Here is a 1,323-nt window from a genome sequence, read left to right on the forward strand (position 1 = left end):
CATCATCCGCTGGAGTCACGGTGACTACTACGGTAGCTGTTTCCGTAGTGGTACTTCCATCAGGGTTTGTTACGGTGACGGTATACTCAAAAGTATCCGTACCATTAAAATCAGGATCTGGCGTGTAGGTGACCGTGCCATCAGGATTGATGGTGACCGTTCCATTAGCTGGATCCGTGACATCGGTTACTTCTATAGTTGCCGTTGGATCGAAGGTATCATTATCTAATACCGAAATATCTACTGGCGTATCCTCTGTTGTGGTCGCCGTATCATCCATCACATCATCCGCTGGAGTCACGGTGACTGTAACTGTTGCCGTTTCTGTGGTCGTTGATCCATCTGGATTGGTGACGGTGACGGTATACTCAAAGGTATCCGTGCCATTAAAATCAGGATCTGGCGTGTAGGTGACCGTGCCATCAGGGTTGATGGTCACTGTTCCATTGTTTGGATCCGTGACATCGGTTACTTCTATAGTTGCCGTTGGATCGAAGGTATCATTATCTAATACCGCAATGTCTACTGGCGTATCCTCTGGTGTGGTCGCCGTATCATCCATCACATCATCCGCTGGAGTCACGGTGACTGTGACTGTTGCCGTTTCAGTGGTCGTTGATCCATCAGGGTTTGTTACGGTGACGGTATACTCAAAAGTATCCGTGCCATTAAAATCAGGATCTGGCGTGTAAGTCACCGTGCCATCAGGGTTGATGGTGACTGTTCCGTTTGCTGGATCCGTGACATCGGTTACTTCTATAGTTGCCGTTGGATCAAAGGTATCATTATCTAATACCGCAATATCTACGGGTGTATCCTCTGTTGTGGTCGCCGTATCATCCATCACATCATCCGCTGGAGTCACGGTGACTACTACGGTAGCAGTTTCAGTGGTGGTTGATCCATCTGGATTGGTGACGGTGACGGTATACTCAAAGGTATCCGTGCCGTTAAAATCAGGATCTGGCGTATAGGTGACCGTGCCATCAGGGTTGATGGTCACTGTTCCGTTGTTTGGATCCGTGACATCGGTTACTTCTATAGTTGCCGTTGGATCGAAGGTATCATTATCTAATACCGCAATGTCTACCGGAGTGTCCTCTGGTGTGGTCGCCGTATCATCCATCACATCATCCGCTGGAGTCACGGTGACTGTGACTGTTGCCGTTTCAGTGGTCGTTGATCCATCAGGGTTTGTGACGGTGACGGTATACTCAAAGGTATCCGTGCCATTAAAATCAGGATCTGGCGTGTAGGTGACCGTGCCATCAGGGTTGATGGTCACTGTTCCATTGTTTGGATCCGTGACATCGGTTACTTCTA

The 1,323-nt window shown here is 48.7% G+C and carries 1 protein-coding gene; it reads right to left on the reverse strand.

Annotated features, from left to right (window positions below; genetic code table 11):
• Positions 1-1,323 (reverse strand): Ig-like domain-containing protein (locus ACFO3O_RS22505; protein WP_379983065.1); only part of this gene is annotated, 1,323 nt, incomplete at both ends.

Origin of the sequence: Dokdonia ponticola (assembly GCF_042653865.1) — a bacterium.
GTDB lineage: Bacteria > Bacteroidota > Bacteroidia > Flavobacteriales > Flavobacteriaceae > Dokdonia > Dokdonia ponticola.